This window comes from Acinetobacter sp. PFS20, from assembly GCF_052261015.1.
GTDB lineage: Bacteria > Pseudomonadota > Gammaproteobacteria > Pseudomonadales > Moraxellaceae > Acinetobacter.
This window is the reverse complement of sequence record NZ_JBPVZE010000001.1, coordinates 203,872-228,570: the sequence shown is the minus strand read 5'-3', so window position 1 is coordinate 228,570 and position 24,699 is coordinate 203,872. Positions and strand designations below refer to the sequence as shown.

General features: G+C 40.0%; 22 protein-coding genes and 1 riboswitch. Of the genes, 12 read left to right on the top strand and 10 right to left on the bottom strand.

Annotated elements, in window-relative coordinates:
* Positions 1–67: 67 nt before the first annotated feature.
* The 3 genes from ACS125_RS01020 to ACS125_RS01010 all read right to left on the bottom strand — a co-directional run bounded on the left by ACS125_RS01020 (position 68) and on the right by ACS125_RS01010 (position 4,486).
* Positions 68–1,849 carry an acyl-CoA dehydrogenase C-terminal domain-containing protein gene (locus ACS125_RS01020; protein WP_004789132.1) on the bottom strand — a complete coding sequence of 594 codons (1,782 nt, stop codon included), beginning with the start codon at positions 1,847–1,849 and terminating at the stop codon, positions 68–70.
* Between the two features lie 167 nt (positions 1,850–2,016).
* The gene (locus tag ACS125_RS01015; protein ID WP_004789135.1) at positions 2,017–3,819 is read right to left on the bottom strand and encodes an acyl-CoA dehydrogenase C-terminal domain-containing protein; all 1,803 of its coding nucleotides are present in this window, start codon (positions 3,817–3,819) and stop codon (positions 2,017–2,019) included.
* Between the two features lie 289 nt (positions 3,820–4,108).
* Positions 4,109–4,486: a hypothetical protein gene (locus ACS125_RS01010; RefSeq protein WP_005309618.1), complete on the bottom strand. Its 378-nt coding sequence runs from the start codon at positions 4,484–4,486 to the stop codon at positions 4,109–4,111.
* A 131-nt stretch (positions 4,487–4,617) separates the two neighbouring features.
* Here ACS125_RS01010 and baeS point away from each other — a divergent pair, with 131 nt between their 5' ends.
* Together baeS and ACS125_RS01000 are read left to right on the top strand one after the other, a co-directional pair.
* Positions 4,618–6,276, top strand: coding sequence for a sensor histidine kinase efflux regulator BaeS (baeS, locus tag ACS125_RS01005; RefSeq protein ID WP_443270091.1), 1,659 nt, complete (start codon positions 4,618–4,620; stop codon positions 6,274–6,276).
* Between the two features lie 21 nt (positions 6,277–6,297).
* The gene (locus ACS125_RS01000; protein WP_003655179.1) at positions 6,298–6,984 is read left to right on the top strand and encodes a response regulator; all 687 of its coding nucleotides are present in this window, start codon (positions 6,298–6,300) and stop codon (positions 6,982–6,984) included.
* 71 nt (positions 6,985–7,055) lie between these two features.
* On the opposite strand, the gene ACS125_RS00995 is transcribed toward ACS125_RS01000, so the two are convergent.
* The 3 genes from ACS125_RS00995 to ACS125_RS00985 all read right to left on the bottom strand — a co-directional run bounded on the left by ACS125_RS00995 (position 7,056) and on the right by ACS125_RS00985 (position 10,429).
* Positions 7,056–7,637, bottom strand: a complete 582-nt coding sequence (locus ACS125_RS00995; RefSeq protein ID WP_312823543.1) for a L,D-transpeptidase family protein — start codon at positions 7,635–7,637, stop codon at positions 7,056–7,058.
* A 77-nt stretch (positions 7,638–7,714) separates the two neighbouring features.
* Positions 7,715–9,157: a protein adenylyltransferase SelO gene (locus ACS125_RS00990; protein WP_443270088.1), complete on the bottom strand. Its 1,443-nt coding sequence runs from the start codon at positions 9,155–9,157 to the stop codon at positions 7,715–7,717.
* A gap of 99 nt (positions 9,158–9,256) precedes the next feature.
* Complete coding sequence (locus ACS125_RS00985; protein ID WP_004789144.1) at positions 9,257–10,429, bottom strand: acyl-CoA desaturase; 1,173 nt, start codon at positions 10,427–10,429, stop codon at positions 9,257–9,259.
* A 208-nt stretch (positions 10,430–10,637) separates the two neighbouring features.
* Between ACS125_RS00985 and ACS125_RS00980 the strand changes: the two genes are divergently transcribed.
* On the top strand, positions 10,638–11,171 hold the full coding sequence (locus ACS125_RS00980) for an META domain-containing protein (RefSeq protein WP_443270086.1): 534 nt from the start codon (positions 10,638–10,640) through the stop codon (positions 11,169–11,171).
* A 27-nt stretch (positions 11,172–11,198) separates the two neighbouring features.
* Here the strand turns inward: ACS125_RS00980 and ACS125_RS00975 are convergent, their stop codons facing one another.
* From ACS125_RS00975 to ACS125_RS00965, 3 genes are all read right to left on the bottom strand, one after another.
* Positions 11,199–11,912 carry a glycerophosphodiester phosphodiesterase gene (locus tag ACS125_RS00975; RefSeq protein ID WP_443270084.1) on the bottom strand — a complete coding sequence of 238 codons (714 nt, stop codon included), beginning with the start codon at positions 11,910–11,912 and terminating at the stop codon, positions 11,199–11,201.
* A gap of 74 nt (positions 11,913–11,986) precedes the next feature.
* A complete protein-coding gene (locus ACS125_RS00970) occupies positions 11,987–12,565 on the bottom strand; it encodes a cob(I)yrinic acid a,c-diamide adenosyltransferase (RefSeq protein WP_078219694.1) in 579 nt (192 codons plus the stop codon).
* Positions 12,566–12,661: 96 nt separating this feature from the next.
* A complete protein-coding gene (locus ACS125_RS00965; protein WP_443270081.1) occupies positions 12,662–14,578 on the bottom strand; it encodes a TonB-dependent receptor plug domain-containing protein in 1,917 nt (638 codons plus the stop codon).
* Between the two features lie 24 nt (positions 14,579–14,602).
* Positions 14,603–14,810: riboswitch (cobalamin riboswitch) on the bottom strand.
* 126 nt (positions 14,811–14,936) lie between these two features.
* On the opposite strand from ACS125_RS00965, the gene ACS125_RS00960 reads away from it, so the two are divergent.
* From ACS125_RS00960 to ACS125_RS00945, 4 genes are read left to right on the top strand one after another with little or no spacing between them, the layout of a single operon-like run.
* Positions 14,937–15,605, top strand: coding sequence for a phosphoribosylanthranilate isomerase (locus ACS125_RS00960; protein WP_443270079.1), 669 nt, complete (start codon positions 14,937–14,939; stop codon positions 15,603–15,605).
* Positions 15,580–16,809 (top strand): tryptophan synthase subunit beta, encoded by a 1,230-nt coding sequence (trpB, locus tag ACS125_RS00955; protein ID WP_002116129.1) that lies wholly within the window; start codon positions 15,580–15,582, stop codon positions 16,807–16,809. The genes ACS125_RS00960 and trpB overlap by 26 nt, the downstream gene beginning before the upstream one ends.
* 10 nt (positions 16,810–16,819) lie before the next feature.
* Positions 16,820–17,332, top strand: a complete 513-nt coding sequence (locus ACS125_RS00950; RefSeq protein WP_443270077.1) for a DUF1543 domain-containing protein — start codon at positions 16,820–16,822, stop codon at positions 17,330–17,332.
* A gap of 37 nt (positions 17,333–17,369) precedes the next feature.
* A complete protein-coding gene (locus ACS125_RS00945) occupies positions 17,370–18,365 on the top strand; it encodes a DUF2804 domain-containing protein (RefSeq protein WP_060466014.1) in 996 nt (331 codons plus the stop codon).
* Between the two features lie 8 nt (positions 18,366–18,373).
* On the opposite strand, the gene ACS125_RS00940 is transcribed toward ACS125_RS00945, so the two are convergent.
* Positions 18,374–19,249 carry a metal-dependent hydrolase gene (locus tag ACS125_RS00940; protein ID WP_151964311.1) on the bottom strand — a complete coding sequence of 292 codons (876 nt, stop codon included), beginning with the start codon at positions 19,247–19,249 and terminating at the stop codon, positions 18,374–18,376.
* A 120-nt stretch (positions 19,250–19,369) separates the two neighbouring features.
* Between ACS125_RS00940 and ACS125_RS00935 the strand changes: the two genes are divergently transcribed.
* From ACS125_RS00935 to ACS125_RS00915, 5 genes are all read left to right on the top strand, one after another.
* Positions 19,370–20,419, top strand: a complete 1,050-nt coding sequence (locus ACS125_RS00935) for an AraC family transcriptional regulator (protein ID WP_174739549.1) — start codon at positions 19,370–19,372, stop codon at positions 20,417–20,419.
* 246 nt (positions 20,420–20,665) lie between these two features.
* The gene (trpA, locus tag ACS125_RS00930; RefSeq protein ID WP_443270074.1) at positions 20,666–21,469 is read left to right on the top strand and encodes a tryptophan synthase subunit alpha; all 804 of its coding nucleotides are present in this window, start codon (positions 20,666–20,668) and stop codon (positions 21,467–21,469) included.
* Positions 21,466–22,362 carry an acetyl-CoA carboxylase, carboxyltransferase subunit beta gene (gene accD, locus ACS125_RS00925; RefSeq protein WP_005309656.1) on the top strand — a complete coding sequence of 299 codons (897 nt, stop codon included), beginning with the start codon at positions 21,466–21,468 and terminating at the stop codon, positions 22,360–22,362. The genes trpA and accD overlap by 4 nt, the downstream gene beginning before the upstream one ends.
* On the top strand, positions 22,359–23,645 hold the full coding sequence (folC, locus tag ACS125_RS00920) for a bifunctional tetrahydrofolate synthase/dihydrofolate synthase (protein WP_174727499.1): 1,287 nt from the start codon (positions 22,359–22,361) through the stop codon (positions 23,643–23,645). The genes accD and folC overlap by 4 nt, the downstream gene beginning before the upstream one ends.
* Entirely contained in the window at positions 23,636–24,694 is a 1,059-nt protein-coding gene (locus ACS125_RS00915; RefSeq protein WP_443270071.1) for an SPOR domain-containing protein, read from the top strand. Before folC ends, ACS125_RS00915 begins: the two co-directional genes overlap by 10 nt.
* Positions 24,695–24,699: the final 5 nt, after the last annotated feature.

The following is a 24,699-nucleotide window of genomic DNA, read 5'->3' as shown; positions in this document are numbered from 1 at the left end:
AATGGAAATAGTAAATACAAAATAAAAAACGCCTGAATATTCAGACGCTTTTTCATAAAGAATTTAATTAAGCTTGATTCGTAAAGTAGTCTTCACTGAAGCCCATAATTAAGTCAGAACCAGCTTTAATTTTAGCAATACGTGCATCAATATCCGGCAAGATACGATCAGCAAAGTATTGAGCTAAAGCAAGTTTGTTTTGATAGAAGTCACCAGACTTATCTTTTGCTGCCGCTGCAATTTTTGCAAACATATAAGCGAAGCTGAGTAAACCAACTGCATGTAGATAATCAACAGCAGCAGCATTCGGGAAGTCTACGTTTTCAGCAGCTTGTTCAATAATAAACTGAGTGATTGCTTCGATTTCAGTTGCAGCATCTAAAGTTGCATCTTTAATGAAGTTCAAATCGGTGTCTAAGTCATTTGCAAAGTCGCGAATTTCAGTGATGTATTCAGCAATGAACGCACCGCCACATTTAATAGTTTTACGACCAATTAAATCTTGAGACTGAACGCCGTTCGTTCCTTCGTAGATTTGAGCAATACGAAGATCACGGATACATTGTTCCATACCCCATTCACGGATATAACCGTGACCACCGAACACCATCTGAGCATCTAAAGTTGCTTGGAATGCTGTATCTGTGAGGTAAGCTTTAGCAATTGGTGTTAAAAGCGCAACGCGATTATTGGCTTTTTTCACAGCTTCAGCATCAGTTGAGAATTTAGTGATATCGAGCTGTTGACCAACATAGACTGCAAAAGCACGTGATGCTTCATTGTTTGCACGTACGTTTAACAACATACGACGAACATCACCATGGACTAAAATGCTATCAGCAGGTTTATTTGGTGATTGAACACCAGCTGCACTACGACCTTGTAAGCGGTCAGTCGCATATTGCGCTGCATTTTGATAAGCAAATTCAGATGCGCCTAAACCTTGGATACCCATAGATAAACGTTCGTAGTTCATCATGACAAACATGGCAGCAAGACCTTCGTTCTCTTTACCAACAAGGTAACCTTTTGCTGCATCAAAGTTCATTACACAAGTTGCAGACGCTTTAATCCCCATTTTATGTTCAATAGAACCTGGGCCAACGAGGTTACGTTCACCTAATGAACCATCCTCATTTACCAAATACTTTGGCACGATGAACAAAGAAATACCGCGTGAACCAGCAGGAGCATCTGGCGTTTTAGCAAGTACTAAATGAATAATGTTTTCTGCTAAATCGTTGTCACCGCCAGTGATAAAGATTTTAGTACCTGTGATGTTATAAGTACCATCTTCATTAGGTTCTGCTTTGGTTTTAATAATACCTAAGTCAGTACCTGCATGTGGCTCGGTTAAGCACATCGTGCCCGACCATTCACCTGAATAAATCTTTGGTAAGTAAGTTTCTTTTTGTTCTTGAGATGCATAGCTGTTTAAAGCCATGCCTGCACCTACAGAAAGAAGCGGGTAGAGCATGAATGATGGGTTAGTTGCAAATAACATTTCATCAGAAAGAACGGTGAGCATTTTTGGCATGCCTTGACCGCCCCATTCTTCATCGGCACCTAAGCCAATCCAACCACCTTCTGCATATTGACGGAATGCATCTTTAAAACCAGCTGGTGTGAACACCTCGCCGTTTTCATAGCGAGCGCCTTCTTCATCACCGGTACGGTTTAATGGATGAGTCACGTTCTGAGCAAATTTAGCCATTTCTTCTAAAATTGCTTCAGCTGTTGCAGCATCTACATGAGCGAGTTTCTCATTAGACTGCCAAAATTGTTCTGCTTTAAATACATCATTTAAGATGAATTTCATATCAGCTAAAGGAGCATTGTAAATTGGCATAATCGTTCACCTTTTTTGTGCACATTGGCCTGTGCTAGATATCCTGTAAAACGAAATGGATATGGAATTTAAAGTATAAATTTATCATTGATTTTATAAAAAAAGGACCGTCAAAACTGAGCAGTCCTTTTTTGTTTTTTAACATTGCATATCGCAACTAACTATGGTTAGAAAGCGAAATGTTCAGCGTCTAATGACATCAATGGATCTAGACCACCTGCAATCACGTCTACATGAGAACGTACGCGTGGCAAGATTTTCTTGAAGTAGAAGCGAGCAGTTGTAACTTTTGCGTTATAGAAATCAACATCGGTCGTACCTTCTGCTAATTTCTCTTGTGCAACAAGTGCCATACGAGCCCATAGATACGCTAAAGTGATATAACCTGAGAAGTAGAGGTAATCTACAGCAGCAGCGCCTACTTCATCTGGATTTTGCATTGCGCGCATACCAATTTGCATAGTGAGATCGCCCCATTCTTTGTTAAGAGCTGCAAGCGGCTCAACAAATTCTTTCATGGCAGCGTTGTCTTTATTTGCTTCAACAAATTTGTGAACAATTTTGGTAAAGTCTTTTAGCATTGCGCCTTGAGTCTGCAATACTTTACGGCCTAACAAATCAAGTGCTTGAATTTCAGTTGTACCTTCATACAAACATGAAATACGTGTATCACGTACGATTTGTTCCATGCCATGCTCAGAAATAAAGCCATGACCACCGAAGACTTGAACACCGTGCTTAGCAGACTCAGAACCTGTTTCAGTTAAGAATGCTTTTGCAATTGGAGTCAATAAAGACAAGATGTTGTCAGCAAACTTACGCTCTTCTTCTGTTTCGCCTTTTTCAACGATGTCAGCATATTGAGCAAGTAAGTAAACAAGTGCACGACCGCCTTCAGCAAATGCTTTTTGAGTTAAAAGCATGTTACGAACAGCAGGGTGAACGATAATTGGGTCTGCATCTTTTTCTGGAGCTTTAGGACCAGAAAGCGAACGCATTGCTAAACGTTCTTTTGCATAAGTTAACGCACCTTGGAAAGATGATTCAGATGCTGCTAAACCTTGAACAGCAGTACCAATACGTGCTGTGTTCATGAAGGTGAACATACAGTTCAAACCACGGTTTTCAGGTCCGATCAAGTAACCTTTAGCTTGATCAAAGTTAATGACACAAGTCGCGTTACCATGAATACCCATTTTGTGCTCGATAGAACCACAACGAACCGCATTACGCTCGCCCACAGTACCATCTGCATTTACATGGAATTTAGGAACGATGAATAATGAGATACCTTTGGTACCTTTTGGTGCACCTGGTAAACGAGCAAGAACGATATGAATGATGTTCTCAGCCATGTCATGTTCACCAGCAGAGATAAAGATTTTCTCGCCAGAAATTGCATAGCTACCGTCAGCATTTGGTTCTGCTTTAGAACGGATAATACCTAAGTCAGAACCTGCATGAGATTCAGTTAAGCACATCGTACCTGTCCAAACACCTGAAACAAGGTTTGGTAAATAAGTATTTTTTTGTTCATCAGAACCATGATGTTCTAATGTACGTACAGCTCCGTGAGACAAGCCAGGGTACATACCCCAAGACCAGTTTGCTGTACCAACCATTTCAGAAATTGCAATACCTAAAGAGTTAGGTAAAGCCTGACCACCGTATTGTTCTTCTGCTGATAAAGACGGAAAGCCAAGTTCAATATATTTTTGATAAGCTTCTTTAAAGCCTGTTGGAGTGGTAACTACGCCATCATTCCAAGTACAACCTTCACGGTCGCCAACCTGGTTTAAAGGAGAAAGTTCATTTTCACAAAAGTCTGCCGCAGCTTCTAAATATTGATCAACCAATTCACGGCTTACGTTACCTTGGAAATCAGGTAATTTTGCATAGTGTTCTTCAGCATTTAATAATTCATGCAAAACGAATTGCATATCACGTAAGGGCGCTTTGTATTGTGGCATATCGGGTTCCTCAATACTGGTGAAACCAGAGTTATAATCTTAATCTATGAGAATGTGCCATAAGGCACCTTGGACTATTACATCGTGCAACAACTTGCATAACTGCACAAGCACCTCAGGACCTTTACTTTGTGACTGCAAAGTCAAGAAAAAAATACTTAAACTAGCTAAGTGCTTTGAGTGTAAACACTTTTGGTTATGTTTATATGATACAAATAGTCAAAATCGTAAACAGTTATGTATAAACAAAAGGCGCCTATAGGCGCCTTTTGTTTTATGATTTTTAGAATTATTTTGCTTGAGCTGATGCAGGAGCAGGGGCGTTAACTGGTGGTTGAGGGCGCTTTGGTTCAAAACGAAGGTTACAAGTACCTTCAAGTGTCTTATCTCCAACTTGAACATTTACTGCTTGTCCGTTGGCCTTACCATCACAAGCTTTTTGGATTTGTTCAAAGCGAGCTTGACGTTCGGCACGGTGCTGTTCCCATGCTGCTTTTTGCTCTGGTGTGAACTCACGATGTTTCATACGGTGGTGGCCTTCACGTGGGCCATCTTGCATCATGCCACGCTCTGGCTTTGGTGGTTGAGTCGTCGATTGACACGCCGCTAAACTACCCATTGTTACAATTGCCGCACTGAATAATGCAATTTTTGCCGTCATTTTCATATTTAAAGCCCGTTATGTTGTGTTTTAAGATGGCTTAAAGATTAGATAATAAAGATGTAGAAACAATGGAGAGTTTTTCTTTTCGTTGTTGGTTACAATGCCAAATATAGCGTAAAAATGAGAGAGTGCTTTTGAACGTTCTACGTGTTCCCATTGCATTACGGTTGTTTTTGACAGTCTTGCTCACCACATTGCTTATTGCGACTGCAAGCTTGAGCGTTTTGCACTGGACAATGCAAAAGAACTTTGCCAAATACGTGGCCGACGTTGAAATGCAGAAGCTCGACCGCCTTATAACCAATCTGGGTGATGTCTATACGGTGTACCATGATTGGGGGAATGCGATTCAGGCACAGATTTTACAAATCGAAGGAACCGCGGCTCCTGATGACTACGATCGTCTCTCGCAGTGGTGGCTTCGTCGCCAATACGATATTGCGATACAACAGCATTCTTTCGATGAACATGCCCTTATTAATATTTCACCGCAAGTTGCACCGACAAATAAAAATACTATTTTTAGTGATGAAGAATTAAGAACGCTTGAGCAAAATTTACCTTCTCAATATCAACCCTTTGAAGGGTTAAGATTTCCCTTAAGTGCAAACCAATTTCGCTCAAGTGATGATAAAAATAAATCAAAGAAAGGGAGCTTAAAAGATATTGAAACTCAAAATGGTAAGAAGCGTTTTATTGCTTTGCCTGACCGTTTGGGTTTGAGTTCCCGTTTATCTTTGTATGATGCACGTCACCAGTTTGTTGTAGGTGAGCCGCCTTCTTCAGATCAGATGTCATTTCGCCCGATTATCTTAAACAATCAAGTTGTAGGATATTTAGGTTTAAAACCTGTTTTAGATAAAGAAGATGCTTTGAGTATTAATTTCTTTAGTAACCAAAAGCGCTATTTACTCTTAATTTATGCTTTAACCTTACTTTCAAGTTTAGTTGCTGCGCTATTGATGGCGACTTATTTTAAAAAGCCGATTCAGCGTTTATTAAATGCAACCAATGAATTAACGAAAGGAAACTATCAACATCAGGTTGTTATTAAACGAAATGATGAGTTAGGTGATTTATCAACTCAATTGAACCATTTAGCAGAAATTTTACATCAGCATGAAGAGTCACGACGTCAGTGGGTGGCAGATACTTCTCATGAGCTAAAAACGCCGCTGGCTGTATTACAGGCACAAATTGAAGCGATGCAAGACGGGATTCGAAAAGCAACCCCTGAACATTTAGATGCAATGATGCGTCAGGTTTCAAGCTTGAAAAAATTGACCCAAGACCTTGCAGACTTGGCACAGGCAGATGCACAACAACTCAAGTGCTATTTGAGCTCTGTAAATCCATGGGAAGTGGTATTGCAGGAAGTAGAAAACTTTAAACCTAAACTTGAGCAGGCTGGTCTCGAAATTCAGGTTGAAGGAACAAGTTCTCCGCTATTATTAGACCGTGATCGCTTTAAACAGATTATTGTTAATTTAATTAGTAATAGTATTCGTTACACAGAAACAGGTGGCAAAATTCATATTCATACAGCTCAAACTCCGCAGGAGTGGACTTTGTATGTCGATGACAGCCCATTTGGTTTAAACGATGAGCAGTTATCTCGTTTAGGTGAACGTTTCTATCGCGTAGATGATTCGCGTACGCGTAGTACAGGTGGAACAGGGCTAGGCTTGGCTTTGTCTTGTAAAATTGCGCAGGCGCTTGGTGGTACACTCAGTTTTGAACATTCACCGCTAGGTGGTTTACGTTGTGTGCTCACTTTTAAAAAGCAGAGTTAAATATAAAAGGAAAAATATCTCATGAAACATGTGATGTTGGTTGAAGATGAAGTCGAATTAGCGCATTTAGTGCGTGATTATCTTGAAGCTGCCGGTTTTGAAGTAAGTATGTTTCATGATGGTCAAGATGCCTATGCGAGTTTCCAACAACGTAAACCGAATTTAATGGTTCTGGACTTAATGGTTCCACGAATGGATGGTTTGACCATTTGCCGTAAAGTTCGTGAACAATCAGATTTGCCGATTATTATGGTGACGGCTCGTACTGAGGAAATTGACCGTGTATTAGGTCTGAATATGGGCGCTGATGATTACGTATGTAAACCATTTAGTCCAAAAGAGTTGGTAGCTCGCGTACAAGCTGTTCTGCGCCGTTTAGAGCGTAAAGCAGAACCTGAACAAAATGATTCTTTCAGAATTGATAAAGCTCAGCAAAGGATTTGGTATCAACAAAAATCATTGAGCTTAACGCCAACCGAATTTCGCTTACTTGAGCTATTTTTAGAGCATGTAGGGCAAGTATATTCACGTGCACAATTATTGGATCATATTAATCCAGATAGTTTTGACGTTGCCGACCGTGTAATTGACAGCCATATCAAAAACTTGCGCCGAAAAATTAGTGAAGCGGCTGAAACTGGTAACCGTCATGAATGGATTCAAGCTGTTTATGGTGTAGGTTACCGCTTCGAATATCCTGAAGAGTAAAACACTAGCAAAAGTTATTCTGTGGATAACCACAATGTTATCCACAGAAAATGTGGATAGTTTTAAAGATTTTATGGATAAATAATAATCTTCGTATGATTTGGTACCAATTGCCAAATTTCATCTATATCTGCATTTCTAACCGCAATACATCCCAATGTCCAATCCTTATGTGGCATATAAGTCGAGCTAAAAGGCATAGATAAAAAGGATTTTGGAACTGATCCATGAATCATGATATCTCCACCTGTTGGTTGATTATATTGCTTGGCATAAGCAATATCTTTCGTATCGGGATAGGAAATATGCAATGATTTATAGAAAGCACTTTGTGAATTGCGCCAATCTATAGAATAGACCCCCTCAGGTGTTTTTCCATCATTTTCAAAGTGTTTATGTCCTTTGGGATTAAAGCCAAGACGAATGGGATAACGACGAATCACGTCCTGATTACTCTTGAGCAGAAGTATGCGTTGACTTTTAAATACTTCAATTGAGGTGATGGGCTTTGTCTTGATTAGCTCTAAAATTTCTTTATTTGAAAGCGCTTGATGGCTTGGCGTAAAAGTTGGTAAATATTTTTCATATTTATAAAAAGCGATGCCGAGTGGAACTATAAGAAGTGTACAAATAATGATAGGTCTAATTTTCATATATTATTCTTTGATGCTTAAAAAACTCTCTTAAGCCATTACTAAAGTGGTTTAAGAGAGTTTTAGTTTTTAAAGTATTAAGAAGAACAGCTAACAGCTACGTCTGGTACGTCACTTGGTAACGGTCCTAAATCTTGTGGCTGTTCGAGCTCTGGTTGTCTTGTGTATGGCTGATTAAGCAGCTTAAACAAACGGTCTACTTCGCTAAAATCATCTCGTTCTGCTGCTTCAATAGCACGTTGAGCCATGTGATTACGTAAAATATAAATCGGATTTGCTTTTTGCATGCTTGCATCAAGTTCAGCAGTATCTTGATGTTCACGAATGCTTTGATATTGGCTAAGAAACTCATCAAACTGTCGAATATCAAGGCAATCATCTCGTAGAGTCTTATATTCTTTATTTTGAAGTCGGATAAAGCTCTGAGTGTAATCGAGTTGTTCAGTTTGTAAGATTCTTAAAAACGCAAAACTACAATCAAGACTGTCTTTATGAAAATGAGGTAACCCCATTTTTTGACATAAACCAGTTGTGTAATGTTCAATAAAAGTCGGTTCAAATTGTTCTAAGCAACGCGCTAACTCTTCTTTGAACTGATCCTTTTGTTCAGGTTCAGCAAGTGGAATCAAGTTGTTTAACCACGTCCATAAATTCCAATGGCCTATGCTTGGCTGATTTTGATAAGTATAACGGCCTTGATAATCTGAGTGGTTATTGATCCAGTTCGGGCGGAAGCGTTCCATAAAACCATATGGACCAAAATCGAGTGTTGAACCAGTAATATTTAAGTTATCGGTATTCATCACGCCATGAGCAAAGCCAACCAATTGCCATTTCGCAATCATGATTGCAGTCCGTTCAATTACCTTTTTGGCAAAGGATAAAATAGGATTCTCAGTTTCTAGACACTCAGGATAATGCCATTCAATACATTTTTGAGTAAATTCTGGCAGCAACTCTGGAGCGTATTGATTAATCCATTCGAAATGCCCTAAACGGATATGACATTCAGATGTTCTGAGCAGCATTGCGCCTAACTCTAGTTTTTCGCGCTGTACCCCTTGAGTAGAGGTCGTAAAACCTACCGCGTGACTAGAAGCGACGCCTAAAGCATTTAAAGCATGCCCAGCTAAATATTCCCGGACAACGGAACGCAGCACTGCACGTCCATCTCCCATTCTTGAATAAGGGGTAGGGCCTGCACCTTTGAGATGTAGGTCAATGGTTTGACCCTTTGTATTGAGTATTTGCGCAATCAGTAAGCCACGACCATCACCGAGTTGTCCTGCCCATTGTCCAAATTGGTGGCCAGCGTAGACCATCGCCAGAGAAGGGAATTCAGTGAAAGTACGCTGTCCGCTACAGATTTCAACCCATGCATTTTTATCGTCTTCTGACCATTGAAGTTCATCAGCCAAAGCACTGTTAAAATGACCTGCTTTTGCACCATGTAAAGGAGATGGTTGCTGAACATGAAATAATTTAGAAGGAAGTGAAGGGTAGAGCGGATTAAATTGCATGGGCTTGGCAAAATAGAGAAAGCGGATTTCACTATACCATAGTTAAAAAGCAGGCATAAAAATAGCTCCCGAAAGAGCTATTTTTGATCAGGATTTATTTTAGTCTGACACCACGTTGGTATTCTTTTTAACACTACGCATGAGTGTTTCTAAGCATTCACGGTGATGACTTAAACGGTGTTCAAGCAACTGAAAATCAACTTTAAGCTTGTGATCCATTCTATGAATCTTTTCAGCCATTGCTGCTTTTTTCGCTTGTAACTCTTGTTCTTTAAGTTTTGCCCAATCATTTAAAGTATGGGTAAATGCTTCGTATTCTTGTGCAATACGTTGTTTCATTTGACTAATGTCAGCATTTACATCATGACCATAGATAGCAAGATCTTGCTCGGCATATTTAAACTTCATCGCCAGTTCTGCTTTTTTAATATTAAAGCTTGGAATACGACGTAAATTTTTAGCTAAACCAAGTTTAGAACAAGACCAAATCAACCATTTTGTTGGGTCATATTGCCACCATTTCACACCATTACGATAATCGTATTGGAAGATATGGTGATAGTTGTGGTAACCCTCGCCCCAAGTGGCGATAGCTAACCAGAAATTATCACGTGCCGAGTTTTCGTCTGTATAAGGACGTTTACCGAACATATGACAAAGTGAGTTAATAAAGAAAGTCACTTGATGGCTAATGATTAAGCGTAAGAGACCACCTATGAGGACTACACCCCATAAATCGCCAGTTGCCCAACCAATTAAACCTAAAATTCCAACATGAACTGCAACTACGAGTAAACCATAGTATTTATGCTGGAACATAACCAATTTATCATTGAGCAAGTCAGGTGCATTTTTAAAGTCTGGCTCAGATGGCGAATGATCGCGGATCATCCAACCCATATGGGCATACCAAAAACCACGCTCAATTGAATATGGATCTTCATCGACATGATCAACATGTCTGTGGTGAGTACGGTGACCAGATGCCCAGAACAAAATACTATTTTGCACGGCAAAAGTTCCACCGATCATTAAAAGAATTTTAAGCGGTAACGACGCTTCGTAAGCTCGGTGAGCCCACAGGCGGTGATAACCAGCAGTAATCCCCATACTACTTAGAGCTAAAAGAAAAAATAAGCTTACCCATGCGCTTACACTAAAATCATAATAATACGCGTAAATCGGGATTATGATTGCGGCAAGAATTGGTAAACCAATTAAGGTAATGCTAGCGGTCCAGTTAATTGGGGCTTTGAGTGGGGCGGAAGTCATATCCGGCAGCGCTCCTAGAATCCTTGTCAGACAAGGTACAAAGACAAAACGACATAGCAAAACCAATCATCAAGATATATTGCTATTCTATCCTTCATATTAGCACGTGCTTAGTGAGAATCACTAGCATTATTGTACAGATGTATTGAAAGAACGGTAACAGAATTAAACTATGTCACAGAGTTTTTCAAGTAGGAGAAGTTGTTTAATGAACGTACAACGATTGAAAAAAAAGAACAGCATTGATATTGCAAGGAAATTATCATTGAAGTGTATCTTGGTCACAATCAGTCTTGTATTAGCCGCATGTCAAAGTGCACCCGATCAAAGTACAAAAAAAGTCCAAACAAAAAAAACAGTTCATCATGTTCAATCGCCTGTTGTAAAAAAGAAAGTGAGTCCGGATGGCATTCAAGATATTGATTGGCAGATCACTCATATCAGTGGTCATAAGGCAAAATTCTTTAACCAATGGCCAACTCTTTCACTGAACTCAGCAGTCAAAACAGTATCGGGACATACTGGCTGTAATGCCGTTTTTGGCCGTTATACATTTGATTTTGGCCAGCAAAAACTTGATATGCAGGTAAATGCAGGCCATTTAAGCTGTGATGGAGCTTTGGCTCAAGAAGCGGAACTGGTGGATGCTTTGCAACGTATTCAACGCTTTCAGCTCGTAGGTAATACGCTATATCTGCTTGATCAGAGTGGACAACGCCTTATTCAGGCGCAAAAGAAATAAAAGGTGGTTTTACCACCTTTTTTATATTTATAGAGCTTGTAACATCGTGGTTGGAATATCTGTAATTAGCCCTTGTACATCTAAATCACGTAGCCTTTTTGCTCTTTCGACATCATTCACTGTCCAGACACTAATATTTAAGTTGGCCTGTTGTGAAAGCTGAATCATTTCATCTGTTGCGAGTTGATCGTGCCAGCCAATATGACAACAACCATATTGATGTGCGAGTTCAATTGCTGTTGCTCCAACTGGAAGTTCGACTAACAATCCACGTTTGAATTGAGAGTTTATATCGCGTAAGGCAGTTAGAATCTGAAGATCAAAACTTGTGATGGTGACGACTTTCTCAAAACCTTGTAATTCAGTCTCAAGCTTTTGAACAATTTTTTCTGCTAAAACCATGTCTCTTACAGCTTTCACTTCCACTTCAATATGATCGAAGTTATCAAGCAGGTTTAAAACGCCTGGGAGTGTTGGTGTTGGCTCTGAATTTGGCCAGTCAGGCCAGTTTTGACGATGATCAAATGATAATGCTTGAGCCAAATTAGATTGCTCAACAATTTGGTCGACTCCAGCTGTACGTAAAAAATTCTCATCATGAATCACGACCAGCTCTTGATCCTGAAGTTGACGAATATCAAATTCGACACCACGAATACCTAAATTTTTTATGTGCTGAAACCCACCTAGTGTATTTTCAGGAGCTTCTCGGCGTGCACCACGATGACCAATAATGCGCATAATTTTCTTCTATGAAATATTTTGACTATGGTCTCTTTAAAAAGAGCAGAGACCATGGTTAATCTAATCTATTTTTAAATAATCTCATTAATATTTTTTTGCCAAAGTACTTCTTGGCCGCCCTCGGCACGCTGTAAAGCACGAGATGCAACAAACAACCAGTCAGACAAGCGGTTTAAAAGTTGGAGCGCCGTGGTTTGAATATTTTGATCACGTGTTTGTACCGACAGTAGAGATCTTTCTGCGCGGCGACAAACGGCACGGGCTTGATGGGCATAACTGCAAGTTAAAGAGCCTGATGGGAGAATAAACTCTTTAAGCATCGGTAAGTCTTCATTCATACGGTCAATTTCTTTTTCAAGAAAATCAATACAAACAGGCTCAAGTAAATTGTAGTTTGGAATGCAAACTTCTCCACCTAAATCAAAAAGCCAATGCTGAACAAGGCTGAGACTTTTATCCCAATCCGCTTTGTTGGTCACTTGACTCGCTGTGATTTGAGCACGAAGTACCCCAATAATGGCATTGAGTTCATCGACATCACCAAGTGCTGCAATTCGTAAATCATCTTTAGCAACACGAGAGCCATCACCTAAACCTGTTGTGCCTGAGTCGCCTGTGCGTGTATAGATTTTGCTTAAACGGTGTCCCATGCTGGATATCCTGAACATAAAAAAGGGGATAATGTCGGTCAGAACATTACCCCGAAACTGGAGTTAAGAAAATATTTTTATAATTAAAGGGAGATATTAATAACGGAAAGTGACCCCAACAGAAGCTTGGCGGCCACCATTCACATACCAATTGCGTGAGTTGTAAACCGTTTTATATTCAGAATCACCCACATTTTCGATATTGGTAAATACTTTAACGTTTGGATTGATATTCCAGTAAGCATTTAAATCGACAGTAGCATAACCTGGAACTTTTTGTGGATTAGCACTATTTTGAGCATTAGAGTTAGAGCGGGCAATAAGTGAAGCACTAACACCGTAAACAGTATTTTCTAAACCTGTAGTTAAGGTGAGTGTTTGCTTAGGACGATAAGCAATCTCTAAGCCTGTTTCTTTATTTTCGGTTTTTACATAGGCATATTCAGTTGATAAAAATAGATCATCTTGTTTCCATTTAAAACCAACCTCACCACCAGAAAATTGTGCTTTGTTTAGATTTTCATAAGTACTTGTCGTTGTATTGGTTGCAACATCAAAATTTGAATTTGATGCAATTAAATTTTTGACGTCTGTTTTATATGCCGATAAATATGCTGTTAATGCAGGAGTAAACTGATGATCTAAGCCAATTTCGTATGAAGTACTTTCTTCTGGTTTTAGATTAGTATTGCCATAAGTATGATAAATTCCAAAAGAACCATAATCAGCTTCACTGTGATAATACAATTCAGTAAGTGAAGGGGCTCTAAATGCTGTTCCGATATTTGCATAGATACTGGTTGATGGTAATACAAAATAACGAATAGCCCCTTGTCCTACATTATGTGTTCCAAATTTTTCATTATCTTCGAGGCGTACGCCTAATTGCGTGCTGATTTTATCAGTTTTATATTGGTGTTGTAGGTAATAGCCAGTAGAATCAATATTTTGCTTTCCATTTAAAATCGAGGCATCTTGATACTCTGTATTATCAATGCTTGCGCCAACCAAGATATTTTGTGCCTGTGTAAATTGCCACTTAACATTTAAATCACCTTCATTGCGTTTAGTGTCGGCATGATAAGGTGATGATTCACGATAATCTTGTGTATCTTTAAAATTAGAATATCTTGTATTGATAGTGATATTAGATGTAGGTTTATATTCGACTCTAGTGCTGACTAATTGATTGTCAAACTCACGTTTAGCTGTATTGCTTATGCCACCATTGTCTGAATAATTATTAGCACCCTTGTTTTGAGAAATTTCAACATTTGCATTTAGGTTGTTCTTGTTGTCATAACCTATTTTTGCGCTATAACCTTTTTGATCATAAGCAGCTTTTAAATTGTCTGGTTGAGTGTTGAAAATATGCGTTCCATCACTTTCCATACTTTGCCCACGAATTTGAGCAAAGAACCCTTCATTGCTGACTAAATCTGTTCCAATAATGGCCTTATACGTATTATCTTCACCATAAATACCTGTAAGGAATGCAGAATTTCTTTCAGGTGTAGATGTAATCATTTGGATTACACCACCAATCGCATCAGTACCATATTGAACTGATGCAGGACCTTTTAAGATTTCAATGCGGTCAAGATTAGTTGTATCTAAAAGTTCAGGATAGATTGGGGAAAGGGTATTTGGAGTATTTAGACGTGCTCCATCTTTTAATAACAGTACATGATTTGGATTTGTACCACGAATCAAAAGATTAGTACCTTGCCCAAGACCGCCATTTTGTTTGATATAAATAGATGCATCTTTTTGTAAGATATTAGATAAATTTGAAATAGGATTTTTTTCAATTTCTTCTTTAGAAATCACTGAAATACGCGCCGGAACCTCACTCGCTTTTTCAGCACTTTTTGAAGCAGTGACTACAATTGGATCAAGTTGAGTTGCGTTCGTTGCATCTTCAGCAAAAATAACAGGTGAAAACCCCATCGCAATAGCGATAGCCCCTACCAGACGAGTAGGTTGAAAAGACTTAGACATAACATGCTCCATACATTCACCCCACGTGAATGATCGGGTAGATAGATGAAACAAGTAGGTCTCCGGACTTCAGCGCCATATTCATGTTATGGACATATTCACCTTCCCACATGACTGCAGTGGTGTAAGTCGCTCTCGACTTAAAAAAATATGCTTTACATTGTTACCGTTGCGGGGGCAGTGCCGGACTTTCACCAGCTTCCCTAAAGCATTAATTGCTTACACTTGCTTCCAATTTTACGCAGTATAAAGTGACGATTTATTTCATACAATGTCATTTAGCCCAATTCCCAGAGAACTTTTACGCAAGGGGCAAAAATTGCATTACAATGGCGCTTATTTTAAGAAATGGTTGTAGTTTAAACAGCTCATGAGCCAATCAAACCAAAAACGTACACGAGCAAAAATCTGTGGAATTACTCGCATTGAAGATGTTCAGGCAGTTATTACTGCTGGAGCAGATGCGATAGGTTTTGTTTTTTTCCCGCCGAGTCCAAGAAACGTGACAGTTGAACAGGCAGAAGAATTAGCAAAAGTAATTCCACCTTATGTACAAATGGTTGGTTTGTTTGTTAATGCAAGTGCTACTGAAATTCAGGATGTACTTGATTGTGTTCCCCTAGATGTATTACAACTACATGGCGATGAAACTCCAGAACAATGTCAGGAAATAGCTCGCCATTGTAAACGTCGCTGGTATAAAGCGATTCAGGTTAAACCTGATCTGGATGTAATTGCTGAAATTCAAAAATATCAGATGGTTGGTGCCAGTGCTGTATTGCTCGATGCGTGGCATCCTGAGCTTAAAGGGGGCACAGGACATCAGTTTGACTGGTCTAAATTTCCAAAACTTGATATTCCTTTAATCTTGGCAGGTGGTTTAACCCCTGACAATGTCATTGACGCTATTCATACTACCGGTGCTTTTGCAGTAGATGTGAGCGGAGGCGTAGAGTCCGCAAAAGGTATAAAAGACCAACAACTCATTGAACGATTTATGCAAGGAGTCCAACGTGGATCAGCAAAACAATGTGATTGACTATACACAGTACCCAGATGCTGCAGGGCATTTCGGTATCCATGGCGGACGTTTTGTGTCAGAAACACTCATGGCGGCATTAGAAGATTTAGAAAATCTCTATTCTCGCATGAAAAATGATGAACAGTTTCTGGCAGAATTCGACCGCGATCTAGCCTACTATGTAGGTCGTCCTAGTCCACTTTATTATGCTGAGCGATGGTCAAAAGAGTTAGGTGGTGCGCAAATTTATCTTAAACGTGAAGACTTAAACCATACAGGCTCACACAAGGTAAATAACACGATTGGTCAGGCGTTATTGGCAAAGCTTTCGGGTAAAAAACGTATTATTGCTGAGACTGGTGCAGGGCAGCATGGTGTAGCAACTGCAACAATTGCAGCACGTTTGGGTCTTGAATGTGTTGTTTATATGGGTGCCGAAGACGTTAAGCGTCAAGCCATGAACGTTTATCGTATGCGTTTGTTGGGTGCTACAGTTGTTCCTGTACAAAGTGGCTCTAAAACGCTGAAAGATGCCATGAACGAAGCGATGCGTGACTGGGTAACCAATGTTGATACGACTTACTATGTCATTGGTACGGTTGCAGGCCCGCACCCTTACCCTCAACTCGTTCGTGACTTCCAGTCGATTATTGGCCGTGAAGCACGTAAACAGATTTTGGAACAAGCAGGTCGCTTACCAGATGCATTGGTTGCATGCGTGGGTGGCGGTTCAAATGCAATGGGCTTGTTCTATCCATTCTTAAACGATGCCAACGTGAAAATGTATGGTGTTGAAGCAGCTGGTTTTGGTATTGAAACTGGTAAACACTCTGCACCATTAAATGCAGGTCATGTGGGTGTATTACACGGTAACCGTACTTACTTAATGAGTGATGAACAAGGCCAGATCATTGAGACACATAGTATCTCGGCGGGCCTTGATTATCCGGGTGTTGGCCCTGAACATAGCTTCTTGAAAGATATGAAGCGCGTAGAATACGTGCCGATTAATGATACAGAAGCTCTGCAAGGTTTCCGTGATTTAACCAAAATCGAAGGGATTATTCCTGCGCTTGAAAGCTCACATGCGATGGCGTACGTCTCTAAGCTTGCACCAACGATGTCTAAAGATCAGATTATTATTGCGACTGTTTCAGGCCGTGGTGATAAAGATTTAATGACAGTTGCACGCATTGATGGCGTAGAAATGGTCGAGATGTAAGAGAACTATAATGCCAAGCTTGTTTATGGTGATGTTGGGCGGGCGCCATGCCCGTGCTAATACAGAAGTCCATGATGTAGTCATGGCGGTAGGGGATACTTTGGAAGAAGTTTATCCTCAACTTAAACAGGCTTGGTTTGGTGAGGCTCAAGGGTTGCATATCGATGCTTGGGCCAAGCTCTCAGGAGTTAGCTCTCAAGGGCAAAATTATCAAATTCATTTTACAGATGCAGCACCCAAACCAGATGATTTAAAATTATATTTAATTAATCTGGGTGGATATAATGCTCGTGAATTTGGTGAACTTCACCGTTATGAGTTTGTAGTTGCACCAAATGCTGTCGCTGCAAAACAATTAGGTAAACAATTTATAGATCAACAGTGGCAAAAAGCACACACAGATCGAGTCATTGATATTGATGACTGCTTAGCGATAGATTGTGTAGCAGGGCGCTATATTCATTTAATAAAAGGCGATTTTGCTGCAACAATTTGGGAAAATACGTATTTGACCGTGGTATAGGTCATTTGAAATCTAATATTCATATGGAAGTGGGTAAATGGATTTAATTCAAGAAAATGGACAGCCTCGCTACGGGCGTTTTGAATCTGTACCGTCAACCATTCACGTACAACATTATATTTATAAAACCCCTTATGGTAAGGTCTTAAAGGGCTGGCGTAAGCAACTAAAATATAAAAAATTCAAATTCTGCGGCATTCAACATAAACACTATAGTATTGGTCTGGCCATTGCAGATATTGGCTGGGTTGGGCACGGTTTTTTCTATATTTATGATCATGAAACTCAGCAGGTCATTGAGTGGAATGCGATTCAGCCTTTGGGGCATAAAACCTATCTTGATGAACAGCCGTTGTTTAATCAAAGTTATTTTTCTAAATCTCCTTATCAGTTTGATATTCAGCATGCCAATGGCGTGCGATACATTCGAGTGACTAAATATGGTGAGATCCAACTTAGTGCTCGGATTTTTTGTGCTGGGACCGATATATTAAGTTTATGTACACCGACAGGAATTAACGGTTGGACCTATACCCAAAAGCAGACCACACTTGCTGTAGAAGGGATGTTTATTAATAAACAAAACCAAATCGTACAATTTGATGAAAAGACATTTGCATCTCTAGATGATACTTGTGGTTTTTTGCGACCTGAAACAGCTTGGTTCTGGCTTTCATGTAATTTCTGGGATGAGCAAGGGCGGCGTATTGGTTTAAATTTGGCTTCAGGTGTGAATGAAAGCTTTGGTAATGAAAATTGTTTATGGATTAACGGAGTTTTATTTCCATTGACTGATGTTTTATTTGAAAAAGTAAATGATGAGCTTTGGAAAATTAGCTCTCTAGATCAAAAACTTAATCTACAGGTCCATATTGGTTGGTGCCGATACGAAAATATTAATTTAAGAATGATCGGCAGCCAGTTCAATCAGTGGCAAGCTAAAATTAGCGGCACGATTGAGCATGAGGCAACCGATATAATCAATTGCAATGAGCAATACGGTTTACTAGAACAACATTATGCAAAATGGTAACAAGCAGGTTATAAACCTGCTTGCCAAAATGCTTCACCAGCTGCAATAGGATCATTGGTCTTTTCAAGTGTTTCAATCCAGACTGGGTATTGACGAATGACTGGATGCTGACTTGGATGGAAATCTTTTTTAAACCAATCTAAATATTGGCTTTTCATGGCAGTTAATGTGCCATTTTTACCAAAGAACCAAGGTAAGCCTTTAAGGCTCATCAAGAGTCGTTCTCTAGAACTGAAGCCATCACATTTCAACATGATGTTGGTGCGATAGAGCGTAAAACCAAACATGAGTACTGTCGTAAGAACCAATACAAAACGACGAGTCGACTCAGGAACTTCACCTACTTGTTTCATGACATCAAAAGCAACATCACGATGCTCCATTTCTTCAATGGCATGCCAAGCAAACAACGCTCGGACATAGGGGTGAGCATTTTCCAAAGTTTTTTTATTGCTATAAAACGTTTCTGCCATTAATGCAGTTAAATGTTCAGCTGCTGCTGTCATTGCAATATTGTATTGCGGTGAGCGTTTGGTGAGTTCAAAACGAAAAATTCTTTTTAGTGTAGCTGTGAATTGGTCAACAGGCATACCTTGTTCTTTCATGAGCTGATTCATTTTGTCATGAGCAATACCGTGTTGAGCTTCTTGTTTAATAAAGTCTGCAACACGGTTTTGTAGTTCTGGATCATCAATTTTGTCTCGGAACATACGAACACATTCGATAAAGTAACGCTCTCCATCCGGAAAGGTTAAGCTGAGCGCATCAAACATACGAGTCAAAAAAGGATCATTATTAAACCAAAAGCGAGGCGCTTCGTTTAAATGAAAATCTAGATCTTTACGAACCACTGGCTCGACTTGATAAGAAACATGTGCGTTCATATTTTATTTCTCGCATCTAACTTGTTTACTAGTATGTCGCGGCTGGTCGGCTTTGTTTTGACAGTTATTGCCAATTTTTATACAGTTTGCGACAAAATGGCAGTAAAAAAAGGATGAGCCATGCAAGATTTTACGATTTCAAATGGGTATTTTTACCTTTGGAATACTTACTTAAAAGAAAGAGAAATGGACTGGCAGGCATTAAATCTGACGGATGTTCAGGCCCGACAAGTTCAAAATATTTTAGCTTCGTCTATTGATGCTCAATCATCTTTAAATTTTTTTCTTGAGCTTTTAGAGCTAACCGAATCTCAGCTACAAGTTTCCAATTTAGCTTTGGAAATGGCCACTTGCATTACACCTGCCAATTTTGGAGTGTTGGGTTATATGGCATCCCGAAGTGGCAGTTTTGCAGAGGTTCTTGAATATATTATGAAGTTTCATCGTCTGGTAATTGACGGTGAGCAAGTAGTGCCTATGCAAATTGAGCAAGATGCTTCAAAAATTCGTTTGTATTGGCCGCTGGTTGATGACAGCAATATCATACTTTGTGAGCTGACCTTGGCAGCTATGGTACAGCTTGCTAAACAGATAGCCCCACTACATGATTTTCTCTTGCAACAAGTTGAGTTCGTGCACCGTGCGCGTGGTCCGTTAGTGCACTATCAGCGTTTCTTTCAATGCAAATTATCATTTGAAAAACCTTACTACGCATTAACTTTTGCAAGTGAGGGACTAAGTATTCGTCCTCAGCATGCAGACCCAACCTTAATGCAACTTTTAGTGAAACAGGCAGAAGAAGCATTAGCTCAGCGTAAAATACATACAGATTTAGCTCAGCAAATACATTGGATCGTCCATGAATATTTTAAGCAAAGGCAGCAGGCCCCTAAAATAGAAGATATTGCCACCGAGTTGAATATTTCAGTACGAAGCTTGCAGCGCCAACTACAGTCATTAAACACTTCATTTAAATTAATTTTAGATGCAGAGCGTATGAAGCGCTGTGAGATATTACTTAATCAAAATGCCAGCCTCACTTTAATTGCTGAACAATTGGGATATTCGGACCAGTCAGCACTTGCACGTGCCCATAAAAATTTGACAGGACAAACCCTATTAGCAAGAAAAAGACAATTACAGCTAACAAATAAAAATGCAATAAAATAGCCTTTTTGTGGCGATTTTCTATTCAGATGATGATCTAATAATGGCTCGAAAATAGGAAGCTTTGATCATTGAGAAAAGTTTCAAAATATTGATAAATGTACGCCATGGGTTGTATGAATCATACAATCGAATATCGCCATAACGTTAGATCTGTTCAATGGACAAAAAATAGCGTTAAAATGCGATGTTCTTGTATTTCTACAAACAACTCCTCAATTTTAAATAATTCAAGGAAAGCACAACCCTATGTCACGTCTTGCCACCCGTTTTGAAAAGCTTAAGTCCCAACAACGTAAAGCGCTTGTATCTTATGTCATGGCGGGTGATCCACAACCGCAAGTAACAGTTCCGTTACTGCATAAAATGGTTGCGGCAGGAGTAGATGTCATTGAGCTTGGTTTACCATTTTCAGATCCAATGGCCGATGGTCCGGTAATTGCGCTTGCAGCTGAACGTGCGCTTGCAGCAGGGACCAATACGTTGGATGCACTCAACATGGTAAAAGAGTTCCGTGAGCAGGATCAGGAAACACCTGTTGTTTTAATGGGTTATCTAAATCCGGTTGAAGTGATTGGTTACGAGAAGTTTGTTTCTCATGCGAAACAATGTGGTGTAGATGGCTTATTACTGGTGGATTTACCGCCAGAAGAGTCAAAAGAGTTTGGTGCTGTGTTGAAGCAACATGACATGGATCAAATCTTCTTGCTCGCACCAACTTCTACAGACCAACGCATTCAACATGTGGCAAATCAGGCAAGTGGATTTATCTACTATGTTTCACTTAAGGGTGTAACAGGAGCCGCAACACTTGATACGGCAGAAGCTGCTGCCCGTATTCAAAAAATCAAAAATGCCACTGATATTCCAGTAGGTGTTGGTTTTGGTATTAGTGATGCTGCTTCAGCAAAAGCAATGGGTAGCGTTGCTGATGCGGTGATTGTAGGTAGTGCTTTCGTTAAAAATTTTGCAACGTTGGCAGCGGATGACGCTGTTGAACAGACGGTGAGTAAAGTCAAGGAGCTTCGAGCAGCGCTCGATGAGTTAGTATGAATCAAGAAGTGAAATCAGGGAAAGTTCTTAGCCCTTCGACACCATGGACAAAACGTCCGGTTCCAGGTATTGAAGTCGCAAATGAGCAACAAATTCTCAAAGCAACATTTACTGAGCCAACGATTGAATGCCCTGAATGTCATGCTCTAGTGACACGTACAGCAATCTCTTTCAATGCGTATGTTTGTCCGCAGTGTGATGAACACTTACGTATGAAAGCTCGTGATCGTTTGAACTGGTTCTTCGACAATGTAGTAGCAGAATTAGGGCAAGAATTTAGCGCGAAAGATCCGTTAAAGTTTGTCGATACCAAGCCATATCCAGATCGTATGCGTGAAGCGCAAACCAAAACTGGTGAAACGGAAGCCTTAATTGCCATGCAAGGTAATTTAAATGGCGTAGATATGATTGCATGTGCTTTTGAGTTCGACTTTATGGGCGGCTCTATGGGTACAGTTGTAGGCGACCGTTTTGTTCAGGCTGCTGAACTTGCTATTGAAAAACGTCAACCATTGATCTGTTTCGCAGCTTCTGGTGGTGCACGTATGCAAGAAGGTATGCTGTCTCTTATGCAAATGGCACGTACTTCAGCGGCGATTCAAAAGTTAAAAGATGCAGGTTTACCTTATATCGTGGTGTTAACACATCCTGTATATGGTGGTGTAACAGCTTCTTTAGCAATGTTGGGTGATATTCATATTGCTGAACCTAAAGCGATGATTGGCTTTGCTGGTAAACGTGTAATTGAGCAGACTGTACGTGAAACTCTAGAAGAGCCGTTCCAACGTGCTGAATATTTGCTTGATCATGGTGTAATCGATCAGATTGTTCATCGTCATGCTTTACGTGATACTGTATCTCGACTTGTATCGAAATTGATGAACTTACCTTGAACCAACAAGCTCCACTTTCAATAGACTCTTTAGATACATGGCTCAATTATTGGAGCCATGTTCACGTTACAGGGATAGATCTTGGTCTGGAACGTGTAATTCCTGTTGCAGAAAAGCTGGGTGTAACTCAGCCTACTGCTAAAGTTTTTACAGTGGCCGGAACGAATGGTAAAGGCTCAACTACGACCACACTGGCTGCGATATTAAACGCACAGGGTTATAAAGTTGGATTATATCAGTCACCGCATATCTATCGCTTTAATGAGCGAGTCAAATTAGGTGGAGTTGAAGTCGATGATCAAAGTCTGATTGATGCTTTTGTTCAAGTCGATCAGGCTCGTCGCGATTGTGATTTAAGCTTATCTTTTTTTGAAGCAACCACTTTGGCTGCTTTTGTCATTTTTAAACAACAGCAATGTGATGTATGGGTGCTCGAAGTTGGTTTGGGTGGACGCTTAGATGTTGTCAATGTAATTGATCCCGACGTTGCAGTTATTACTAATATTGGCCTAGATCATACTGACTGGTTGGGCGATACCATCGAAAAAATTGCTTTTGAAAAAGCAGGCATTATTCGTCCACAAATTCCAGTTGTCTTTGCCGGTGAACAAATTCTACCTCGAGCAATCCAAGATAAAGCAGAAAGTACCCAAGCAGACTTATATACCGTTAATCATGATTATTTTTATAAACTCGCCGATGATGGGCAATACTGGTACTTTGCCTCAGAAGGAACTACTTTAAAGCTTCCCTTAGGTCATTTAGCTATTGAAAATATTGCGGGAGCGGTTGCAGCTATTTTAAATAGCGGACTTGAAATTTCTCAGTCAGCACTAGAAAAAGGTATTCAATCTGCACGTTTAGCAGGACGTTTTGAGCAGCGTCAAGTGCAGGGGAAAACGGTAATTTTTGATGCCGGACACAATCCACATGGTGTTGAATTTTTGTTAAAGCAATTGCGAAATTTCTTAGAATACAATAAACAGTACACAGAAGTTGTCGCAGTATTTTCAATGCTGGCAGATAAAGATATAAAATCAGTAGTCGATTTATTGAAACCTACTGTTTTACATTGGAAAATTGCTGAGTTGAATGTGCCGCGTGCTGCACCGATTCAGCAACTCAATGATGCCTTGCAAGGCCAGACAGTACAACAATATGGCAATATCAAAGAGGCTTTTAAATCAGCGCTTGAGCAAACAAATAACAATCAGCTGATTTTGGCCTGTGGTTCGTTTCATACTTTAGAAGCGATTTGGGAGTATTTGGAAGAATGTCAATGAATAACAAACAACGCTGGATGGGTGGTGTTGTTTTACTGGGAGGTGGTGTTTTATTGGCAGCATTACTTCTAAAAGGAAATGAGGAAATAAAACAGGTTGAAGTTCAACCACCGGCATCCACATCACCAAAAACTCAAACTAAGCCAAAGCAAGCAACCGAAGAACAAATGGTACAACTACAGCCTTTGGCGGTTGATGTTGAAACAGAAAAACGTTTGTTAGAAGAACAGCGCCGTTCGCGTGAAAAAGCGGTTGCTGAGCAAGAAGCACGTGCAGCTGAGTTTTTAGCAATGCAACAGCAAGCTGAAGCTGATGCTGCTCGTAAAGCCGCAGCAGAGTACGCTGCGATTAATGCGCGTCGTACAGCTGCTCAAGAAAGTTCAGATAATATTCCACCAGAGTTAGTGGGTGAGGCGAAAGCTAAAAACCAGCAAACTAATGTGGCAAATAAAACAACTGATACTTCAAAAATAGATGCAGACAAAAAAGCAGCTGAAGCAAAACGCCAAGCAGAAGCTGATAAGAAAGCAGCTGAAGCAAAACGTCAGGCAGAAGCTGATAAGAAAGCAACTGATGCAAAACGTCAGGCAGAAGCTGATAAGAAAGCAGCTGAAGCAAAACGTCAGGCAGAAGCTGATAAGAAAGCAGCTGAAGCAAAACGCCAAGCAGAAGCCGATAAGAAAGCAGCTGAAGCAAAGCGTCAAGTAGAAGCTGATAAGAAAACATCAGAAGCTAAACGTAAAGCAGAAGCTGATAAAAAAGCTGAGGCTGAAAAAGCGCGTGAATTGCTGGAAAATGGTGATAAAAAGTGGATGGTGCAAGTTGCATTGGCTGCTAACCAAGCAAATGCAGATGCAGTTGTTTCTAAATTACGAGCTAAAGGCTACAAGGTAACTACGAGTCAAACTAGCAAGGGAATCCGTATTATGGTCGGACCTGCGAAAGACCGTGATACAGCAGATGCGGCCCGTAAGAAAATTACTTCTGATTCAAGTTTAAATATGAAATCGGCTTGGGTCATTGATTGGGTGCCATTAGATCAGCGTTAATCTGA

Coding starts and splice junctions, on each gene's coding strand:
- ACS125_RS01015 (WP_004789135.1), bottom strand. CDS start 3,819: ATGCCACAATACAAAGCGCCCTTACGTGATATGCAATTCGTTTTGCAT.
- trpA (WP_443270074.1), top strand. CDS start 20,666: ATGTCACGTCTTGCCACCCGTTTTGAAAAGCTTAAGTCCCAACAACGT.
- ACS125_RS00975 (WP_443270084.1), bottom strand. CDS start 11,912: ATGCGCATTATTGGTCATCGTGGTGCACGCCGAGAAGCTCCTGAAAAT.
- ACS125_RS01010 (WP_005309618.1), bottom strand. CDS start 4,486: ATGAAAATGACGGCAAAAATTGCATTATTCAGTGCGGCAATTGTAACA.
- ACS125_RS00945 (WP_060466014.1), top strand. CDS start 17,370: ATGGATTTAATTCAAGAAAATGGACAGCCTCGCTACGGGCGTTTTGAA.
- ACS125_RS00960 (WP_443270079.1), top strand. CDS start 14,937: ATGAGCCAATCAAACCAAAAACGTACACGAGCAAAAATCTGTGGAATT.
- ACS125_RS01020 (WP_004789132.1), bottom strand. CDS start 1,849: ATGCCAATTTACAATGCTCCTTTAGCTGATATGAAATTCATCTTAAAT.
- ACS125_RS00950 (WP_443270077.1), top strand. CDS start 16,820: ATGCCAAGCTTGTTTATGGTGATGTTGGGCGGGCGCCATGCCCGTGCT.
- ACS125_RS00995 (WP_312823543.1), bottom strand. CDS start 7,637: ATGAAAATTAGACCTATCATTATTTGTACACTTCTTATAGTTCCACTC.
- ACS125_RS00935 (WP_174739549.1), top strand. CDS start 19,370: ATGCAAGATTTTACGATTTCAAATGGGTATTTTTACCTTTGGAATACT.
- ACS125_RS00965 (WP_443270081.1), bottom strand. CDS start 14,578: ATGGAGCATGTTATGTCTAAGTCTTTTCAACCTACTCGTCTGGTAGGG.
- ACS125_RS00985 (WP_004789144.1), bottom strand. CDS start 10,429: ATGACTTCCGCCCCACTCAAAGCCCCAATTAACTGGACCGCTAGCATT.
- accD (WP_005309656.1), top strand. CDS start 21,466: ATGAATCAAGAAGTGAAATCAGGGAAAGTTCTTAGCCCTTCGACACCA.
- ACS125_RS00970 (WP_078219694.1), bottom strand. CDS start 12,565: ATGGGACACCGTTTAAGCAAAATCTATACACGCACAGGCGACTCAGGC.
- ACS125_RS00980 (WP_443270086.1), top strand. CDS start 10,638: ATGAACGTACAACGATTGAAAAAAAAGAACAGCATTGATATTGCAAGG.
- ACS125_RS00940 (WP_151964311.1), bottom strand. CDS start 19,249: ATGAACGCACATGTTTCTTATCAAGTCGAGCCAGTGGTTCGTAAAGAT.
- ACS125_RS01000 (WP_003655179.1), top strand. CDS start 6,298: ATGAAACATGTGATGTTGGTTGAAGATGAAGTCGAATTAGCGCATTTA.
- ACS125_RS00915 (WP_443270071.1), top strand. CDS start 23,636: ATGTCAATGAATAACAAACAACGCTGGATGGGTGGTGTTGTTTTACTG.
- ACS125_RS00990 (WP_443270088.1), bottom strand. CDS start 9,157: ATGCAATTTAATCCGCTCTACCCTTCACTTCCTTCTAAATTATTTCAT.